Source organism: Rhizobium sp. RAF56 (assembly GCF_052113965.1).
In the GTDB taxonomy this organism is placed as follows: Bacteria; Pseudomonadota; Alphaproteobacteria; order Rhizobiales; family Rhizobiaceae; genus Rhizobium.
Genome location: NZ_JBFRDU010000014.1, coordinates 64,035 through 81,904 on the forward strand (window position 1 = coordinate 64,035; position 17,870 = coordinate 81,904).

Below are 17,870 nucleotides of genomic sequence, written 5' to 3' on the forward strand. Positions count from 1 at the left end.
GGATCGTTCATCGGATCACTGGATCAGAGGTAGATCGGAATAGGATTCAGTTGGTTTTCTTCGAGGACGTGAGTTCGCAAGCCTAGGCTAACGGGGATATCATAAAGGCGCCCCTTCGCGAATCGAGGCCAAAAATGACGAAGTCCGGGGACGAACACCTTCACCACGGCTAGCCCCACATCCGGACGAGTCTGCTCAAGCACGAGCGTCTCAAGCCCGTTCCCTCGCGCTATCTCGACGCAATGGTTAACGGCGTCCAGCAAATCGGTCCCCGCCCTGAGCGGGTAATCCGCCGGCGTTCGAGCGCGTGCGTCCGGACTTGGTGCCAGATAGGGATGATCTTCAATCGTCGCCGTGGCCCACCAGTCGAGCGCCGCGGCCCGGGGATCGTCAAGCGACGTACGAAGCGAAGCGCCTCCCTGGACGGTCGGCAGCGATTGTACGAGTTCCGTGACGGCGCGGCGAAGCGCTACCTGCGCGTCAAGGTGGGCGCCAAAGCCAAGAAGGACCTGCCTTCGCGGCGAACCGGCGTTGCAGGCCAAGGCCGCGAAAGTTGGAATCCCAAGGTCGGTCGTCACGTCGAGCACCCAGATTTCGCGCCCCATTTTCTCGAATCGGTCCATCAGGCCGTCCAACGCCGAATCGTTCCATAGGCGTACGTCGACCCGCGGGCGAATAAGGCGATTGTACCACCAGATGGCGACGCCATCGCGCTCCACCAGTTCCAGGAACCCCTGCAGGATGGCCTCCTCGATCGCATTCCCCGCAGCGCAGCCGTTCGAGTCGGCAATCGCGAACGCCGCGCCCGGTCGATTCGTGGCCCCGTGGTAGCAATATGCGGTCGGCAGGTAGCGGACCCGTGCATGGGTGAGCGACCACACGGGCGTCCAGTCAATCTTTGCGTCAGGATCGAACGGGGCCGGAATGCGCCGTGCGCCGGGTGGCAGGACAACGGTCCTGCGGCCTGGGTTCGCCGCAGCTGGAGAATCGTGCGCTTTACTCATCTGCCTTTCGCTGAAGAGCATGCATTCGTTGGGATGAATCGCCTGCCCCCCCAGTTCCGACATCTGAGCCCGCACCACGGATTCCGTCCCGTCAAATACGCCGGAATACCGTTCCAGCGCCTCGCACAGGGCTCCCGCTCGGGCCTGAGCGGAGGTTACGCCCTTTCCTCCTGCGACACGTTGCAAGCTGTAGCGCAGCTCCACCACGTCGCGTGCACCGGTTGTGAACGCATGGCTCGCGACGAAGTTCGCGGCGACGGCGCTGTCGGATCCTAACACGGCCGACACATCCACGAGCGCGCTGACGATCCCTGTGATGGGGCTTATGTGATGCTTGAGCCGGTCGAAGGTCCGGTCGGGCGATGCAATCCGCATTCCACCGTCGACTAACTCGCCGCGTCGGGAAACCAATCTCAACGGACGGGCGTCGCTTGGGTCGGGTCGTAGCGCGCCACCGACCGACGTCGCTCCCCCTTGGCGTGCGATCAACGCAGCCTCACCGCACGCAGGACACTGGGGGCGTTTCACCAGGGTATGCCGCTGCCAGACCAACTCCCTTGCTTCGAGCGTCCAGACTACGTCCTCGAGGCCCGACCGGCCGTGCATGATCCAATTGCCCACTGCGGTCGTTGCAAGGCCGGCTGCCACACTGGCCACGCCAGGCACGCCAGCGAGGGCGACCGTCGTCATGTCATCCGCGCCGCTCCTCTGGCGCAAGTACTCATCGACCCGACGATGGCCGCGCAACCGCTGCGCGAGGCATTGCCAACAGCCAGTCTCGCCAGGCTGGAAGAACGGACCGACCCACGCCTGGGCGCCAGTGGGTTTGGCAAGGAGCCAAGGACGACCACTGGCCAAACTTTCAGCATTTGCATCGGCCAAGCCGCTTCGCAGGTAATCGTCGGCGAGCACGACGCGGAGTGCATTTGGCCACGAGGATCCGGCTCTGCTGCGTGTATCGACACCGACGCGGCGTGGGTCGCGCCGCGTGGCGAGGCTCCGCAGCTGGACGGCGACCGTTTCGGCCACCCGTGCGCTCACGGCACCGATCGGAACGATTTCGATCTCCGCCTGACGAAGACGCTTGACCGCCTGAGGCTGTGCGCCGAGCGCCTCCCATCCGCGGTCCGGACCATCGAGACGAGGCCCGGACACGACGAAGCCGTCGCGCGTGAGCTGCTCAATGACATAGCAGACCTCAGCGGCGGGCAAGTCACCTTCCAGACGGTCAATGATCTCGTCCAGGGTAGCGGAGCCATCAAGGTTGCACGCGACCAGGCGCTCCGCGCGCCCTGTTAGCAAACGCGAACCGTCCTCCGTCGCCAAGACGACCCCCTCGGGCAGAACCTTACAAACGACGTTCTCCCTCAACCGGATCCGATCGATCATGTAAGTCGCCGTGCGCACCTCATCGCGAGCCACGTGATCGCTTAGCAGCTGTAGGGCGCCACATATGGACTCACGGTCTTGCCACTGCGAATATCTTCGAGCTGTGGCTGGCTCAGGTCCGCCGGCCTGGCTGGAACCTCAAAGACGTGGACTTCGGAGTTGGGGTCGAGCTGCAGAAAGCTCTTGGCCGCCTTGGCGGGATCGGTGGACAGTGCTTGCTCAAACGTCGGATCCATCCATGCATGGGCAATAATTCGACCCCATTCACTTGCCGTGATCTGGCGGGCCATTTTCATCTCCCTAGTCTATTTGTTGGACCGGATAAAACCGCAATGGTATGTAACTGCAGTTCATATTCAATGGCAAACGCTTCTTTCTTGCGTCAAGGAGCGCCAGCATCCGCCTTCGAATGGCATAACCTAGCATAACCTGTATGAGGCGTCTGCTCAGCTGAGTGTGCGCCTACTTCTGACTTAGCGTCCCAACACCGTCCCAATCCTCAGGGAGCCCGGCGCGAGCGAAGCTCCTGCATCGAGCCAGATACAGTTGCGCGACCAAATCATCCGGCGCCCGTGCCAAGGTCGCCTCAGCGCAAGCGGTCGCTTCATCGAGCCGTCCGCGGCGATAGTGATCGATCAGGTCCGCCAGGAGCGGCACGTTTTCCCGCTTTGCCAAACAGACCTCAGGCGCGTCGGCGTCAAACGATTCGAACAAGGTAACCGGCTCTTCGCGGCCAACCACACGCACGCGATCGATCTCGCGCAGGGCAAAGCGGCCAGGGAACTCGAGGCGGTCACGCACTTGGGACGTCAAGAGCAACGGGAGGCCATAGGCACGCGTCGACCCCTCAATCCGCGACGCCACGTTGACGGCGTCGCCGATCACTGTGCCGTCCATGCGCTCGTGGACGCCGACCATGCCCATCATCAGTTGCCCGTAGTGGAGCCCTATACCGACCTGCAAAGGGGCGCGCCCTTCGGCCGCAAGGTCCTCGTTCAGATCGGCCAGCGCGCGCAACATGGCGATGGCCGCATCCAACGCGTCGTCCGCTTGTCTGGGAAAAAGGGCCATAATCGCATCGCCCAAGTACTTGTCGACGATGCCGTTGTGAGCCTCGACCGCCGGGACCATCCGACCCAGGTAGCGGTTTACGAACGCAAAGGTCTCGTCCAGCCCCATGCCTTCCGAGAGGCGCGTAAACTGGCGCACATCGGAGAACAGAACAGTCATTTCGCGCTGGGCGCGATCGCCCAAAATCACGTCGGTGATGGCCTTGCGGTCCAGGATCCCTAGGAACTGTCGGGGCACGAAACGTTGATATGCCGTGTTGAGCGCGCGAATGTCGCCGTAGAGCCGGGCGTTGTCCACGGAAATGGCGGCCTGGGCAGCCATGTGGTTCAGCAGCCCCAAACGCGCGGGCGTGAAGGCGCCGCGATTAAGGTCATTCTCGAGATACAGCACCCCCGTGATCCGACCCTGCTTGACCATCGGGGCGCAGAGCACCGAGTGAGGGCGGATCCGGACCAAATACGGATCGCGCCTGAAACGCGGATCGGCCATCGCGTCGTCGAGCAATACGCTTTCTTGAGTATGGATCACGAAATTGACGATGCTGAGCGGCAGCAACGGCTGGCCGTCCTCTATGGCGTCAACTGGCTGAGCTTGAAGCGTGACTTCCGGATGGTCCGCCGTGACCTCGGCCTCAATAAACAACCGGTGTTCCCGTTCGAAGAGGAAGCAGGCTCGACGAGCGCCGGAATTTTCCATCACCAAGCTCATCAAGCGACGCAGCAGCGGCTCAAGTTCGATCTCGCTGGAGATGACCTGCGATGCGCGTAGAACACTGACCAAGTCGAGGCCCGGCCCCCCCTCTGCCTGCGCGAGCGAACCACTCGGGTCGGCTAGCGCCAAGCTGGATTGCGCAACGAACTGCGGAAAACTCGCCTCGATCTGCCGTGCCAGGGCGAACGCTCCCCACTGTGAGTAGCCATAGTGCGCGTCGCGCAGGTAGGCCCGCGCCAAATGGGTCAGACCGCGTTTGAGATGATAGCGGCCGGCCAATTCCGCTGCCAGCGCGACATCGTTCAGGAATTGATGTTGCCCAGCGAGCAGAATGGCCTTGTCATAGTGCTCGCGGGCCGTCGCATCCTGGCCGAGGACACGAGCCAGCTCGGCTTCTACGAGGTGCAGCCGGTGTGCGTAGTTCGTCGGCGCCAGTGCCGCCCACTTCCGCAGTTTCTTGACAACGTCCTTCACGGCTTTCTTGTTCGGCGGGGGGTTGCCCTCGCGCCTCGCGAACCCTTTGCCAGCCAGAGCCAAATGATTGAGCGCCGAGTAGTAGTAGTAGATCGGTACGCCCTGCGTGGCGGTCAGGCCCTCCAGGTACTCGCGGACTTTGGCCGAGTGGCGGGCCGCGTCCTCGTGCCGCCGGAACAGGTATGCCAGGATCATCTTGTGCAGGTGGAGCTGACAAAGCGCGTTGATGTTGTGGGTGGCCTCCAATGCCGGGGCAACTGTGTCCTCGTCGTAGCACTCCCCGGTCAGCGTGTCCGGCGTGACTGCGCCTGCGATGAGGTTCAAGGCCGCCTGACGGTACATGGTCAACAGCTCGACAATGATCTCCTGCTTGAGGGTCCGAAAGACTTCTGTATAGCTGGCCAACTCGCGTTCGAGACTGGCCAGATTTTCACCGGACCAATAGGCTTGGAACGTATAGTCGAACGCCGCAAGGCCGGCGAAATTGAAGTCGCCGCTCTCGAGGCCCAATTGGTAGGCCTCCCGAAGTGGGGCGAAGGTTTCGCGATAGTGGTTGCGCCAGTGGGAGATGAAGCCGTTGAACAAGAACAGGGCCCGCGGGCGCAGCGATCGAGCGTTGAATCGGTCCAGGAGCGTCAAGGCGAGCTCACCGAACTTGTAACCGGTCGCGACGTCGCCGGTTACGCCGCACAGGATGATCCCGTAGGAGAGGTATCCCTGAGCCGCGAGCGGTGAATTGCCGCGCCGTACTGACAGCATGACCGACTTGAACACCGTCACGGCGAACACGTCGGGCCGCGCAATATAAGCGGCGGTCATGACCAACTGCATTAGGCGCATTGTGGCCAGATCCCGTTCGTCTGTCATGACTGGCAACTGGGAAAGACTCTCCACGGGCCTGAAGGCAATCAGCATCTTGGTTTGCAATAGCCCCCGCACAATGTCGCGCTTTGTTGGGGCCGTCGGGATGCGCACACCCAACAGCTTGAGCAATTTCAGGCCTTCATCCACCGCCACGTCGGGCTCGCCGCGTGCGATGGCCGCCATGACGCGGACTTCGTAGGCCCGGATGCGGTCCAGTTCGGTGGCGCCGTGCTCGATCACCGACGCCGTCCACTCCGTCGTATGCTCGAATTCTCCGTTCAGGTCAGCGGCCTCGGCGCCCTCAAGACACAGATCGCGTGCGAGACCATAGTCCCTGATCCAACCCTCGGCGCCAATCGCTTCGATGCCTCTGCGATAGAATTCGCTGGCGGTAGCGAAGGCAGAGGCTGCGCGGGCCTTCCGGCCGGCGCTAAGATTGATCTGGGCCATCTCGTCTTGCCCGGCGGTCCCCTTGAGCAGCCGTTGTGCCAAATGAAGGTGATTGGCGATGTCGAAAGTGAAATCTACACCACTTTGCCCCGCGCGCGCCTGCAAGAGTCGGGCCAGCCGCAAGTGAAGAGACTCACGCTCCGAGTCGGTCAGAATCGAGTAGACCGCCTGCTGAATGCGATCGTGGGCGAAGCTGTATTCAAACCTAAAGTTCTCATCGCCGCCGCCCGCCAGTCGCTCGGCCAGCCGATGACCTTCATCGAGAGGGACGACGACCCCTTCGCGCATGGCTTCCTTGAGCGCCAGCGCGGTCGCATGTGGCGTCATGCCAACGAGGGCTGCGAGCAGCCCGAGCTCGAAGCGAGCGCCAATAACGGCTGCCGCCTCGAGGGTTCGGAGCGTGGTCTCGGACAATTGCCTGACCCGCCGGGCGACGAGATCCACCACGTTGCTCGTTATATGAAGCGATTCAAGCCGGTCGACGTCCCAAGTCCAGCGGCCAGCGTTAAGATCGAACGCCAGGTGGCCTTCCTGCCGGAGCGTGCGAAAGAATTCGCGCAGGAAGAACGGGTTCCCATCGGTCTTATCCAGCATCAGCTTGGCAAGCGGCTGAGCTGCCTCGATCGAGCAGGACAGCGTGTCAGAAATCAGCTGAACGACATGCGCCCCGCTGAGTTGCCCGAGCCGCACCTCGTTGACGCGAGCGCCGCCCTTCCGGATCTCATCTACGGTCTGAATCAGAGGATGGACCGACGACACTTCGTTGTCCCGATAGGCACCAATGACAAGCAGGCAGACGTCCCTCGCTGAAAGCACAGACTGCATTAGCCCGAGCAGCGAGGTGTCTGCCCACTGGAGGTCGTCCAGGAACAACACCAGTGGATCCTCCGGGCGGGCAAGGACCCGAAAGAACTGCCGGAAGGCAAGGTGCAATTGGTTCTGGGTCTCCCTCGGCGCGACGGACGGCGCGGGAGCCTGTTCCCCGATGATCCGCTTTAGCTCCGGCACAATTTCGCTGATGACCCCGGCGTTGGTCCCCAGGGCCTCGAGTACGCGATCGCGCCAATCGGCCACCTCCGACGTAGATCCCGTTAGGACTTGTTCGACTTTGGAACGAAGAGCCTGCGCCAGCGCCGCATAAGGTACAGTGCGCTGCAGGGGATCAATCTTGCCAGAAATGAAGCTGCCGCGACGCTTGGTGAGGGGGCGGTGGACCTCGTTCACCAGCGTGGTCTTGCCGATGCCAGGCGACCCCGAGACAAGCAGCAGTTCGCCCGATCCTTGGCTCGCCCGGTCGAACGCCGCCATCAGAATCGCGCTTTCGCGTTCGCGCCCATAGAGTCGTTCTGGAATGCACAGCTCGCGCGGCAGGTCCCGCCGTCCCAACTCGAAAGGCTGGATGGCCCCGCTTGCGCGCCACTGGCGAAGGCACTCCTCGAGGTCGGCTTTCAGACCCAGCGCCGACTGATAGCGGTCTTCGGCGTTCTTCGCCATGAGCTTGAGAACGATGGCGGAGAGAACGCTGGGGATAGCCGGACTTATGTCGCTCGGCGGAGTTGGGGGCGTAGCGATATGGGCATAGATCAGCGCGAGCGGATGGTCGCCGGAGAACGGCGGCACTCCGGTCAGAATTTGATAGAGGGTCACGCCGAGCGAATAAAGATCGCTGCGGTCGTCCACCGAGCGGTTCATGCGTCCAGTCTGTTCCGGCGACATGTAGGTGAGCCGATCCGCCATGGGGCCCACCGCGCGCGGTGCCGGCCGCAGGCCCGATTGGTCGGTAGCGTGACTGAAATCGGTCAAGACGGCCTGACCGGCCTTCGCCAACACGACAGCCGAAGGGCTCACGCCGCAATGCAAGATCGCGGCGCGGTGCAGCCGATCGAGCGTCCGAGCCAATTGGACGGCGCATTCCAGAGCCTCGATGAGGGCGAGCGGGCGCTTGCCGAGGAGGTCGGCCAGAGATTCACCGCCCAACTCCTCAAACACGACGACAGGGCAGCCTTCGTACGAGGCGAGATCGTAGACGCGCACGACGCCAGGAATGTCCAATTCGCGGAGGAGTTCGTATTCCCATTGAAAGCTCGCACGCTCCAACGGGGTCGCGTATGCGTTGCGGAGTATCTTCAGCACGACAGGCGTCTCGTCCCCGCTGCGCACGGCGCGGTAGACGAGGCTCGAGAAGTCGCCGCTGGGGAGTTCGTCCAGGGCGCGATATCCGTCGATGATCGGCGCAGCCGTGGCGATAGTGGATCCGGGCCTGTTGAGCGCCATTCTTATTCCCTTTGCAGCCGTTCCGCCGAGTGAGAGACCGTTATTGCCTCAGGGTCCGAAGTCGTAGTCTTCAGGCACCCATGTCGGCCGAGACAGCCCGAAACAGGTCTCAAGCGTCGTTTCAGTTGTATTGATCGCGCCCTCGACCCAACCCTGTTTTGCCGAAAAGGCCTCGCCGCACAGGAACACGTTGGCGCCGGAGATAGGGCAGCGGATTCGAGGCATCACCTCCCAACTGCGCACGTGGGTGTTCCAGAAGTGAAAGCCGCCACCGTAAGGGTCCGCGCTCCAGTTCACGAAGGCCGCAGAAATCGGGGCCGGCACTTCGAAGTTGTGCACCGCGCTCAGTTGCCTCACTGCGTCCCGCACCATCGCCGGAGGGGGCTCTATCAGCACTGCGCTGGGGTAACTTTGAGCGGCGCCTTCCCGGTCCGATAGCCCAAAGCGGCTCCGGGGAAGATAGCCGTTCCAATATTCGACGGCGATGGAGTCGCTGAATGAGGCCAGCAGCAGCGATTTGCCGTTCCTTTCGCTTCCCAAGTAGTAGCAGAGCCGCATGGGCAGGTCGGTCGCGGACTGGCCGCTCTCGATGGTCTTCTTGCTCTGATTGGGAGGCGTCGCCACCTTCTTCCACCAGGGCTCCGCGAATGTCAGGAACAGCTTGCTGGCGGGCTCGCACGTTACCGTGCTCAGGTCGCCAACGAACTGGTCGCTCCGGAAAAGAAACGTGTCCTGATCCAGTAACCGAACCGACCGCGGCGGGATCGCCAGGATGACATTTCGGGCCTGCTGCGTCCAGGCGCGGACGCCGGGCGCTTCGAGTCGCATCGTAATGACGGCTTCAGCACCCTGCCCCTGGATCTCGAGCCCGCACAATCGCGTTCCGGTGCAAATCTTCCCGCCAAGCCCAGCGAAACGCCGGGCCATCTCGAGGGGCAATGCGTCGTAGCCATGCTCCAGCTTGGTCCACGTCTGCGGGACGGAGAAGTCGACGAAGGCGCCGAGCAGCGTGTTGTATGCATTCCAATTTTGCGTCGTCGAGTAAAAGCCCGAGGACATCGTGGCCATTTCATAGGCTTCCTGGCTCGCGTGTTGGGACAGAAGGTTCCAGAAACCGTAGTCGTGGAGCTGTAAGTCGGTCCCCGCCAACCGCGCGTTTCGAAGCGCCAGGTCCAGCTTGCTGATAATCTTTCTGGCCCTGTCGGGATCGTCCCCTATTTCTTTGAGTTGGTTGAGCAAAGGTCCGACTTCAGGTACGGCCTTCTCGAACGCCGAAAGCATCAAGTCTGTCGGCAGTTGCCACTTCTCCTTGTCATCGAGGAAGTACGGTACAGTGCCGGGATAATAGCGGTCCGGTCTATCCTTTGGGACATAGTCATCAAACGCAAAACGATGGTCTCGAAGATACTGAAGGTTGTAAACACTAAACTCGTCGGCTTTCTCGGTCTTTAGTTGCAGTTCCTTGGTGCAGAGCCCGTAGACATTTGCGTGAAGTGGACTGAAGCACATCCCGCCCATCTCGGCGACTTGGTTCGGCAACTCCGCAAAGCGGTAACTCCAGAGCCGCCCTCCGATCCGATCGCTGGCTTCATAAAGTGCGACGGAGAGTGAACCGCCTCCGGACGCCATCAGCATGCCGTGCAGCTTGGGGATTGCGGGATCGGCGGTGAGCAGTCGGTAACCGGCGTAACATCCCGATACACCCCCGCCGATAATGGCGACATCCAGAATGTCTCGGGACATCCTATGATCCCCTTCGACTGTCATGCTGGCGCCCCCCGATTGGTCGATCGACGTGCTACGGCTGGTAGGTCCGACGCCCCATGCGACTTGAGCCTTCGAGGACCTCCGCTGGGAACTACAGTATCACCATTCTTGCGCGGATGCAGTCGAGCCTGTGAATCAGCACCGAAGGTTAACCTCTGCCGATTCTACGTAAAGCATTGATTTACATATACGAAATCGAAATCGAGAGGGGTCACGATTGGCGCCGATGATGACCCCGCCCGGATCGCGATTTTGCCTGCAAAGTCATGCACTTGCTGCCTTCTGTCCTGGGAGGGTCTGGGAGGGCAACCTTCGGCGCTGATTTGGCTACAAAAGCAGCAGGCGGTGCAAACGAGCCCGGACGCCGGTGCTCAGGAACTTGAAACAGCCCAGGCACGCAAAGCCGAGCTTTGGAAGCCCATCGCGTTGAAGGAATACGAGCAGCGCGGCTGCGCTCAGGAGGCACGTTTCTTGCTCGTTACCCGTCGTGGCGGTCGCGGAACCGTGTATCGCCGCAGCGTCGGACGGGCTGGGCCGGCGTGGTCGCCGAGGCGGAACAAGGGTCGAATCCCGGCCGCCTCGGCGCGCTATCACTCTGTCGGCCCCGAAGCTGTAGTTTGGCAACTTCTACGTGATTGACCGCTTAGCGCCCGCATTCCAGTCATTCCGAAAGCGCCGGCGAATTCCCAAAAGCTGCCAGTTCGACCTGTCGTAAGCTGTCCTGCGTCCGGGAGAAGCGCCCGTCGATCAGCACGTAAGGGACATCCTTCCGTTCCTGTACCTTGTTTGCAAGTGAGACATAGGTTTCGTTGACGGTTCCCACGTCGACGATGAGATCGGGCTTTGCGGCGGTCACAGCCTGGATATTCACCGAGCCCCCTTGGCCTGTCAGCCGACCAAGGGTGGGGAGATCGCGCACTGAAGGAAGAAGAGATTCATTCTCCTGCGCCTTCGGCGGGCGGACCCAGCCGAGGAGTTTTTCGGGCGCAAGAACATATAGAAGGACGGACGCGCGCGGTCCCGCAGCCAAAACACGCTCCACCTTGTCCGAACTTCAACCGTTCGACCGCCCGCATCGGTGAACGTGTGGCGACCACTGGCGCAGCGAAGAACAGGGCAAAGATGACAAGGGCGACGAATTTGCGCATGGACAATTCCGAGACCATGCGGCGACTATGACAACGATGTGTTGCTCTGAATATATCGCCGCCGAATGCTCCAGCTATGCCTCCGTCACCTCTGATCGAGGTGATTGCCACCAGTGCGCCCAGGCAAATTGAACAAACCGTGCAGTCACGTAGGCAACAACTGCGGTCGCAATGAGCAATTCAAAGACCGCCAGTCCGCGTGTCTGGTCGATTAGCTTCTGTCGAATTTGCCAAGCTTCCATCTGTAAGGCCGCTTTGAAGAGCCCCGTCGCCCCGATGGCCAAGGGGAAAGTGTAGGCCGAATACGCTGGCGAGAACGGCAACATGAGCAGTCGCAGGAACGCGACATGGACAATAGCCGTCATCAGCACTGCAATGCCCATCAGCAGAATAACGGGCAACGGTTGTGGGTCTTCGGCCAAAGACAAATAGCCAGTCAAGGACAGACTGGCCGGGGCCGCAAGGATCGCCAGCGTCGGCATCGCGGTCACGGGCACGTTCTCGGCAAAAATGAACCGGTAGAACATCACCGGCAACATCAGCGCATAGGCCAGCATCCCGAAGTACAATGCGACGACAGCCAACTGGAATAAAATGCCTTCATGCGGGCCGCGATAGGCGACGGCGGCAACAATAATGCCGACTGGCGGTACAAGCCAACTCGGCACCATGTGGAGAAGCTCGAACCGGACAGCCATTCTATTTTTGACAAACAATGACAGGAACGCCACGTGGACGCCCAGTCCGAACAACCACAACAATGCCCAGGCCATGTGACTGAACTGCCAGAGACTTATAGAAATAAGCATCCACGCCATCGCATATGTCGCGACCACACCGCCCACCACTGGATTGGCGAGGTCACGGGAGAGCGTTTCTGGGTGCAGAACAAATCGCACGCTCAAGAGGATGAGCAATAGCGCGGCTATGACGGCCGCAGTTTCGGCAAGGCCTGCGCCGGGACGCAGGTTTTCCCAGGACAACCCGAGGCTCGCTATACCGAGCGCCAATCCAGCTACCGGCGTTGGGAAGCTGCGCATTCGTTCGGACAGGGTTCTAAGTCCGTTCGCGGCCATGCCGCCGACCCATGGTTGGATTAGGCTTTATGTCTCCACCGTAACGGTCCAACTTGTATTCCACAAGACGTGGTGCCTTTTGATGAAGCACCTTGGTTTGAATGGTCTCGGCTGGCAAAAGAAAAACAGGCAAGGCTGGGTCTCGCACTGGCGCCTGCGAAACGCAGCCTTGAAGCCCGAAGACCTCGCGTCTTATCGAAGCCTGCCCAAAGCCGAGCAGAATGCTGTCGATGCGAGCGGCATCGGGCAGTGGGCGGCCTGGGAGCAAAGAAACGCTGCGTCTATCCTTGATGGTGGCGGCATGGTGGGAAAGACGACGCGCATTACCAGGGACGGCGTCACCGACGCGGTCAATCCATTCTGCGGCTATCTGGTGATAGAGGCTGAAACCGCAGATGCCGCTGCAAGGCTTTTTCAGGACCACCCCACATTACCGTCTTTCCCGGCGACGGCTTGGATATCATGCCCTTTTTAACCTGACCTTCAACGCGGGAAATCTAAACCTGGTGTCGGACGACAATTATCTCAACTTGAACTTAAGCGTTAATCTAGGCGCGGGGGCGCAATCGTCAATCAAGGTCGCCCTTCGCCGCTACTGGGTATTGTCAACATTGATGAAGTCATGACTGGAAGTCCCGACGGCTCCGAGGCAGGCGAGCGAGCAAGGCTCTTCAACGTCTGCCGGCTATACCCAAGTCCGATGGTCAAAAGCCGAATTCGGTGCCAGATTGCATCGACCGCCCGGCGGATAGCGTGGATGTCTCTGGCGTCGACGTACGCGGCCTGAAAATCTCGTGCTGCGAAACTTGGGAAATCGTTCGATGAAACAATGCGGGCACGTGACGACGATCCGGGATGTTGTTCCGAAGACGCTTGGATGTGAAGAGTGCCTGGAAATCGATCAGAGCTGGGTCCACCTGCGGCTCTGCCGGGAATGCGGGCATGTTGGATGCTGCGATCAGTCCATAGGCCGTCACGCGACTGCGCACTTCCATGAGACAGGCCATGCGATCATCGAGGGCTACGACCCACCCGAAGGCTGGGGATGGTGCTACGTCGACGAGACGATGGTGGATCTGCCGAACCAGACGCCGCAGAACGGGCCCATCCCGAGGTACACCTAGCACCTATAACGAGTTTGCCGGAGGCAGTCATGTCGACTTCAAACAGCCGAATTGAACAGATGTTCCCCACGCTCGCCGCCCATCAAATGGCGACAGCCCGACGCTTCGCCAGCGCGGACGCCCGTAAATTTGAAGCGGGCGAAATCGTCTACGATTTCGGTGAAAAGGCCAACCCCATCTGGATCGTCCTCGAAGGATCGCTCCAGGTCTACCGCCATGACGGCCCATCGAGCGAAGTCGTGATCGTCGTCCACAAGCCCGGTCAATTCACGGGAGAGGTCAGCCAACTTTCGGGCCGGCCCTCGCTCGTAAGGGGCGTGGCGGGTCCTGAAGGGTGCGTCGCCCTGCCGTTCGACGGCCCGCATCTTCGTGCGATGGTCATCGGATCGGCGGACATCGGCGAACTGGTGATGCGCGCCTACATTCTACGAAGGGTAGCGCTCATCGACGCGGGTGGCGCCGGCTCAATCCTTATCGGCGTTCCAGGCAGCTCCGCTCTCACCCGACTTCAAGGCTTCCTGACGAGAAGCGGCTACCCGCATTTGGTACTCGACTGCACTGTCGATGAGGAGGGAAAGGCGCTTGTGAAAAGACTGGGCGTCGCACCTGAGGACGTCCCTGTCATGGTGTGTCCAAACGGCACCGTCCTGAAGCATCCGACCGAGCTTGAAGCAGCCATCTGCTTGGGCATCACGCCCGACATTGACCCGCAGGCCCTCTATGATGTGGCGATCGTCGGAGCAGGCCCAGCCGGGCTTGCGGCGGCAGTCTACGCCGCTTCCGAGGGCCTGAAAGTCATCGTTGTCGACGAGCGTGCGGCCGGCGGACAGGCAGGCGCATCGGCGAGGATCGAAAACTACCTCGGTTTCCCGACCGGCATTTCCGGGCAGGCCCTTGCCGGGCGGGCATTCAATCAGGCGCTCAAGTTTGGGGCCGATATCGCCCTTCCGCTTGCCGTACTCGAATTCCAGCCTGCGGAGCGACTGGGAATGCCGCACGTGCTCAAACTGACCGGCGGACGCTCCGTGCGCGCCAAGACCGTGGTGATCGCTTCCGGAGCGCGCTACCGGCGTCCGAGGGTCGCAAACATCGACACCTACGAAGGCGCAGGCGTTTCCTACTGGGCGACCCCGGTCGAGGCTCGGCTCTGCCAAGGCGAGGAGATCGCCCTCGTCGGCGGCGGCAATTCGGCCGGGCAGGCCGTGGCATATCTCGCGCCGCAGGTCAGGCGGCTGAATCTCGTCGTCCGCAGGCCGTTGGAGGAGACGATGTCGCGCTATCTCGTCGACCGGATCGCCGCGCTCTCCAACGTCGTCCTTCATGTCGGGCTGCGAGATCGCATCCGTTTTCGGAAACGAAAATACGGGACTGTCCGGAGCGATCCTTCACAATGCCGCGGCGGGGCGCACTGCGGCATCTTTTTCTGTTCATCGGGGCCGATCCAAACGCGGAATGGGTCAGATGCCGCGTCGCTCGTGACGGCAGCGGTTTCATACTGACCGGCGCCGACATATCGTCCGATGGCCTCGGAGAGCGGGCACATCCGCTCGAGACAAGCGTACCGAACCTCTTCGCCATCGGCGACGTGAGGTCGGGTTCGACGAAGCGCGTCGCGGCGGCGGTTGGCGAGGGTGCGGCGGTCGTCGCCCAGATCCATGCCGTTCTGAAGTCGATGGACAAGTTCGCAGAACCGTCGAGCCGCGGAATGTCGGCATAGTTGCTCAAGGGCAGTCGGTTGGTTCCAGCGCTATACAATCGCGCTGCCAGTGTGACTTTGGGTCAGTGACACTGGCCTCTGGAATGTGCATTCCGATACCTAAGTTCAGTTACGCGGCAGCGTCGCGCCGTCTATCTTTACCCCATCGCCGACGACGATCTGGCGAAGCGACACAAGGTCTCCGGCGCCCTCCCCTCCGCTGGAGCATGCGGATCTCCCAGATCCGCGCAGGCCGTCTCTCCCGCCGGAGACGGCCTGCCCCATGACACCCATACGCGAGTTGGAGCGGCAGGGTGGTGGGTGAAGGCGAGAGCGAAAACGATCGCCACCATCGCGACGGCTGTCGCAATGAGAGGGAAGCTGGAACCTGAGGTTTGTCGCCGCCTCGAGCGAGGTTGACGCCAGTACGCTGGTGGAACTCGGGAGCTCCGCGAAAGTCAGGGCGTCATCATCGGCCGTGCGGAGATCGGTGCCTGGTTGCGGATCGGCTGAACCTCTGACGTTGGTTCGACACTTGCCCGCCCAATGGCTGCACCGAGCCTACCTCGGCGGCGTCGCTTGGGGCCGGAAAGCGGAAGATGCCACTTCTGCTTCGGGCCGATATGAGACGACAGGCGCTTCCAGAAAGTGTCAATGGCAGACAAGGCGACGAGGCGTGGGCGGCATATCATCTCGCCTGGTCTATTCAAGGCCGGCCAGGCGCAAGCCCTCGATATACCTGGCGCGGTCCTCAACCCGGATGAGTGGATGGTATTTTTCGACCCAAGTGATGCTGACGTTGGGCTGGAGACGCTTGCATTCGACGAGACCCTGTCGCGCAAGGTCTAGGTCGCCCGCGAGCCCTGCGGCTGCGGTGAGCGTGCGCCAGGCGGTACCGAAGTCGGGCCGAAGCTGGACGGCACGCCGTTCGGCAGTAACCGCGTCGGCGTAGCGGCACGCGACAAGATGGCATAGCCCTTCGACCGACAAGTTCGCGGCCTGCGCGTAGTCGCGCGGGCTCAGTCGACTGGCAATCTCCAACTGGCGATAGCCCTCCTCCGCAAGTCCGGCATAGCCGTAGGCGACGGCCAAAATGACGCGCGCAAATGCGAAACATGGGTTGCGCTGCAAAGCTTCGTTACTCCGAAGAGCCCTATGCTGGCATTTCGGAGATCCCCGCCGACCTCGATCCTCCCAACTATCTGAAATGGGTGCGCCGCTGGGTCGACCAAGGAACAACCATCGTCGGTGGCTGCTGCGGCATCGGCCCCGAACATATCCACGCGATCAGTGCCGGCCGCGCGGCCGCTTGACGCCTTCAGGAACGGCCTGCGAAAGCAGGCCCGTCATCGCCCGACTTATCGCACGCTTGTGAGCCCGGTCACGAGGGGACAAGCGCGGGCGTTCGCCGTGCCACGGCTGGGCGATCGAAGAGGCCGCGGCGGCGCGGGCCGCAAGGGGACGCTGCAAAGACATTTCCTAATATATAATATCTATGGAATTTATTCTCTTATTTTTGCCCCCGACTTCTTTCACCCATAGGCTATCTGAATGGGAGAAAGTTGATGGACGTAGCAAGAATCCGCCCGGCCGCCGCGCGCTTGTCGAGCGAAGAAGATGCGATCGCTGCGGCGCGTGAACTGGCGAAGGAGTTCGCAGCCGGCGCCGCCGAGCGCGATGCCAACCGTCAGCTTCCCTATCGCGAGCTGGAAACGCTTTCCCGGTCTGGATTGCTGGCGATCACGGTGCCCGCCGAATACGGCGGCATCGACGTTTCCAATGCCGTTCTCGCGGAAGTGACGGCCATTCTCTCCGAAGCTGACGGCTCGATCGGACAGATCCCGCAGAACCATTTCTACATTCTCGAAGCGCTCAGAACCGACGGAAGCGAGGAACAGAAACGCTTCTTCTTCGGCCGCGCGCTCGCGGGCGACCGGTTCGGCAACGCGCTCTCCGAACGAGGCACCAAGACGGTCGGCCATTATAACACTCGCGTTCTCCGCGACGGATTGGGCTACCGCATCAGCGGCCGCAAATATTACTCGACCGGCGTCATCTTTGCCGACTGGATTACGATTTTCGCGCTGGATCATGAGGATAAGCTAACGATGTCCTTCGTGCCCCGTGGGACCCAAGGCATCGAGATCGTCGATGACTGGGACGGTTTCGGGCAACGCACGACAGGCAGCGGCACGACCGTCCTCGACAACGTCTATGTCGCCGCCGATGCCGTCGTCTTCCATCACAAGGGGTTCGAACGACCGACGACCATCGGCGCCGTCGGGCAGATCATTCACGCCGGCGTGGATCTCGGCATCGCCCGCGCCGCCTTTGCGGAGATGCTCGATTTCGTCAGGACGAAGTCGCGGCCCTGGATGGACAGTGGCGTCGAGCGGGCTTCCGACGATCCGCTGACCATTGCCAGGGCAGGCGAGATCGCCATTCGCCTGGAAGCGGCCACGGCCCTTCTTGGGCACGCCGGCCGCAAGGTCGATATCGCCCAGATGGCCCCCACCGAAGAAGCCATCGTAGCGGCAACACTCTCGGTGGCAGCCGCGAAGGTTCTGACGACGGAGATTGCTCTGGAGGCCTCCAGCGTGCTTTTCGAACTGGCTGGAACATCCTCTACCCGTGCCGGCCTCGGCCTCGATCGGCATTGGCGCAACGCCCGCACACATACGCTGCATGATCCGGTGCGCTGGAAACACCACGTCGTCGGCAACTACCACCTAAACGGCGTCACCCCGCCGAAGAACGGCGCCCTCTGAATGCAACCCCCCCCGCCGCGGCGTTGCCGGGCGGGGACGTCGCGCAGCGCCGGC

Annotated in this window: 10 protein-coding genes and 2 pseudogenes; 5 read left to right on the forward strand and 7 right to left on the reverse strand. The window is 61.5% G+C overall.

Translation table 11 applies throughout. The annotated features are described in order from the left end of the window. Window positions 1-23: 23 nt before the first annotated feature. The 6 genes from AB4048_RS13880 to AB4048_RS13905 form a co-directional block, all read right to left on the reverse strand. Window positions 24-2,393 (reverse strand): TOMM precursor leader peptide-binding protein, encoded by a 2,370-nt coding sequence (locus tag AB4048_RS13880; RefSeq protein WP_442202552.1) that lies wholly within the window; start codon window positions 2,391-2,393, stop codon window positions 24-26. Between the two features lie 41 nt (window positions 2,394-2,434). Next, window positions 2,435-2,683, reverse strand: coding sequence for a hypothetical protein (locus tag AB4048_RS13885; RefSeq protein WP_442202553.1), 249 nt, complete (start codon window positions 2,681-2,683; stop codon window positions 2,435-2,437). A gap of 172 nt (window positions 2,684-2,855) precedes the next feature. Further along, window positions 2,856-8,237, reverse strand: coding sequence for an AAA family ATPase (locus tag AB4048_RS13890; protein ID WP_442202554.1), 5,382 nt, complete (start codon window positions 8,235-8,237; stop codon window positions 2,856-2,858). A 48-nt stretch (window positions 8,238-8,285) separates the two neighbouring features. After that, window positions 8,286-9,980 (reverse strand): flavin monoamine oxidase family protein, encoded by a 1,695-nt coding sequence (locus tag AB4048_RS13895; protein ID WP_442202555.1) that lies wholly within the window; start codon window positions 9,978-9,980, stop codon window positions 8,286-8,288. 685 nt (window positions 9,981-10,665) lie between these two features. Next, a complete protein-coding gene (locus AB4048_RS13900) occupies window positions 10,666-10,875 on the reverse strand; it encodes a hypothetical protein (protein WP_442202556.1) in 210 nt (69 codons plus the stop codon). Window positions 10,876-11,226: 351 nt separating this feature from the next. Next, window positions 11,227-12,228 carry a TDT family transporter gene (locus AB4048_RS13905; RefSeq protein ID WP_442202557.1) on the reverse strand — a complete coding sequence of 334 codons (1,002 nt, stop codon included), beginning with the start codon at window positions 12,226-12,228 and terminating at the stop codon, window positions 11,227-11,229. A gap of 154 nt (window positions 12,229-12,382) precedes the next feature. On the opposite strand from AB4048_RS13905, the pseudogene AB4048_RS13910 reads away from it, so the two are divergent. The 3 genes and pseudogenes from AB4048_RS13910 to AB4048_RS13920 all read left to right on the forward strand — a co-directional run bounded on the left by AB4048_RS13910 (window position 12,383) and on the right by AB4048_RS13920 (window position 15,069). Then, a pseudogene (locus tag AB4048_RS13910) lies at window positions 12,383-12,708 on the forward strand (hypothetical protein). Window positions 12,709-13,049: 341 nt separating this feature from the next. Beyond that, window positions 13,050-13,352, forward strand: coding sequence for a UBP-type zinc finger domain-containing protein (locus AB4048_RS13915; RefSeq protein ID WP_442202558.1), 303 nt, complete (start codon window positions 13,050-13,052; stop codon window positions 13,350-13,352). Window positions 13,353-13,381: 29 nt separating this feature from the next. Continuing rightward, a pseudogene (locus AB4048_RS13920) lies at window positions 13,382-15,069 on the forward strand (FAD-dependent oxidoreductase). Window positions 15,070-15,750: 681 nt separating this feature from the next. On the opposite strand, the gene AB4048_RS13925 reads toward AB4048_RS13920, so the two are convergent. Next, window positions 15,751-16,140 (reverse strand): hypothetical protein, encoded by a 390-nt coding sequence (locus AB4048_RS13925; RefSeq protein ID WP_442202559.1) that lies wholly within the window; start codon window positions 16,138-16,140, stop codon window positions 15,751-15,753. Between the two features lie 14 nt (window positions 16,141-16,154). Between AB4048_RS13925 and AB4048_RS13930 the strand changes: the two genes are divergently transcribed. Beyond that, window positions 16,155-16,361, forward strand: coding sequence for a homocysteine S-methyltransferase family protein (locus AB4048_RS13930; protein ID WP_442202560.1), 207 nt, complete (start codon window positions 16,155-16,157; stop codon window positions 16,359-16,361). 252 nt (window positions 16,362-16,613) lie between these two features. Continuing rightward, window positions 16,614-17,816 carry an SfnB family sulfur acquisition oxidoreductase gene (locus tag AB4048_RS13935; RefSeq protein WP_442202561.1) on the forward strand — a complete coding sequence of 401 codons (1,203 nt, stop codon included), beginning with the start codon at window positions 16,614-16,616 and terminating at the stop codon, window positions 17,814-17,816. Window positions 17,817-17,870: the final 54 nt, after the last annotated feature.

Bases quoted from the DNA above. Each gene is read 5' to 3' on its own strand.
- AB4048_RS13880 (WP_442202552.1), bottom strand. From the start codon at position 2,393: ATGATCGATCGGATCCGGTTGAGGGAGAACGTCGTTTGTAAGGTTCTG.
- AB4048_RS13885 (WP_442202553.1), bottom strand. From the start codon at position 2,683: ATGGCCCGCCAGATCACGGCAAGTGAATGGGGTCGAATTATTGCCCAT.
- AB4048_RS13890 (WP_442202554.1), bottom strand. From the start codon at position 8,237: ATGGCGCTCAACAGGCCCGGATCCACTATCGCCACGGCTGCGCCGATC.
- AB4048_RS13895 (WP_442202555.1), bottom strand. From the start codon at position 9,980: ATGTCCCGAGACATTCTGGATGTCGCCATTATCGGCGGGGGTGTATCG.
- AB4048_RS13905 (WP_442202557.1), bottom strand. From the start codon at position 12,228: ATGGCCGCGAACGGACTTAGAACCCTGTCCGAACGAATGCGCAGCTTC.
- AB4048_RS13915 (WP_442202558.1), top strand. From the start codon at position 13,050: ATGAAACAATGCGGGCACGTGACGACGATCCGGGATGTTGTTCCGAAG.
- AB4048_RS13930 (WP_442202560.1), top strand. From the start codon at position 16,155: ATGCGAAACATGGGTTGCGCTGCAAAGCTTCGTTACTCCGAAGAGCCC.
- AB4048_RS13935 (WP_442202561.1), top strand. From the start codon at position 16,614: ATGGACGTAGCAAGAATCCGCCCGGCCGCCGCGCGCTTGTCGAGCGAA.